We start from the raw sequence: 1,586 nt of genomic DNA on the forward strand, positions 1-1,586 counted from the left end.
CCGTCGCGATGATCGTCGTGCGTGCGCTCGGTGAGATGGTGCTGCACCGCCCGAGTTCGGGTGCCTTCGTCTCCTACAGTCGCGAGTTCATCGGAGAGAAGGGGGCGTACGCAGCGGGCTGGTTCCACTTCCTGAACTGGGCCTTCACTCTCATCGCGGACGCAACGGCGATCGCGACGTTCCTGTACTTCTGGAAGCCGGTGTCCGACGCCTTGCCGAAGTGGGCGCTCGCCCTCATCGCGCTGGCGATCGTTCTCGCCATCAACCTCATCGGCGTCAAGCTGTTCGGCGAGGTCGAGTTCTGGTTCTCCATCATCAAGGTCGCCATGCTCGTGGTCTTCATGGTGGTCGCGATCTACTTCATCGCGACGTCGCACCAGCTGGGCCCTGATACCGCAGGCCTGCGCAACATCACCGATCACGGCGGGATGTTCCCGAACGGGCCGAGCCACATGTGGACCCTGATGTCAGGCGTCATCTTCGCCTACGCCGCCATGGAACTCATCGGTGTGGCCGCCGGCGAGACGGAGAACCCGCGCGAGGTCATGCCGAAGGCCGTGCGCTCCGTCCTGTGGCGCATCCTGATCTTCTACGTCGGCACGATCACGCTGTTCTCGCTGCTCCTGCCGCACACCGCCTACCAGGCGGACACCTCGCCCTTCGTGACGGTCTTCGACCGCATCGGCTTCCACATCGGCGGCGTGAAGATGGCCGACATCATGACCGTGGTCCTCGTGACGGCGGTCGCCAGCTCGATGAACTCCGGCCTCTACTCCACCGGGCGCGTGCTGCGCTCGATGGCCGAGGCGGGCACGGCGCCGCGTTACCTGCGCAAGATGAGCAAGCACCAGGTGCCGTGGGCCGCGATCGCGACGACGGCTGCCTTCGGTCTCATCGGTGTGGCCATCAACTATGCGTGGCCCTCGGATGCCTTCGAGATCGTCCTGGAGGTCGCCGTCCTCGGCATCATCGGCGTGTGGGCCATGATCCTCATCTCTCACATGATGATGGTGCGCAAGGCGAAGCGCGGTGAGATGCAGCGACCCGACTTCCAGCTCAAGGGCGCGCCCTTCCTCAACATCGTCGCGCTGGGCTTCCTCGGCTTCATCCTGGTCCTGATGGCGACGCAGGGTGGCGTGCTGCAGAAGGTCGTCCTCATCATGGGCCCGGTCGTGGCCGCTCTCATGATCGGCGGTTGGTTCCTCGTCCGCAATCGGATCAACGCCGAAGCGTTCGACTCCGAGGACAACGCCATGGTGTGAGCCTCCGCTCATCACGTCTGATGCCCCGTCTACGTTCGTAGGCGGGGCATCACGCGTCGATGGCGTCATCTCAGAGCGGACACGTGTGTGCACGCGGTCACATCGGTGGCCTAGAGTGTGCCAGTCATGTGGCCTGGGCTACGGCCCTCGAGCAGTAAGGCATCCCTCGATGTCCTCCCTCCTCTCTGAGCCTGCGCCCACCTCCGGGTCCGCGGCTCCCGGCGCGAACGGCCCCGCCGACGCCCCGCATTCCCGCGACGCCGGTGACGCCGGGTACGCCAAGCACCTGAAGAACCGCCACATCCAGATGATCGGCATCGGCGG

The 1,586-nt window shown here is 65.1% G+C and carries 1 protein-coding gene; it reads left to right on the plus strand.

What is annotated here, in order from left to right; genetic code table 11:
- Positions 1-1,262 (plus strand): amino acid permease (locus AX669_RS10750; protein WP_062258370.1); only part of this gene is annotated, 1,262 nt, incomplete at its 5' end.
- Between the last annotated feature and the right edge of the window lie 324 nt (positions 1,263-1,586).

Origin of the sequence: Dermacoccus sp. CCH2-D9, from assembly GCF_001556795.1 — a bacterium.
GTDB lineage: Bacteria > Actinomycetota > Actinomycetes > Actinomycetales > Dermatophilaceae > Dermacoccus > Dermacoccus nishinomiyaensis.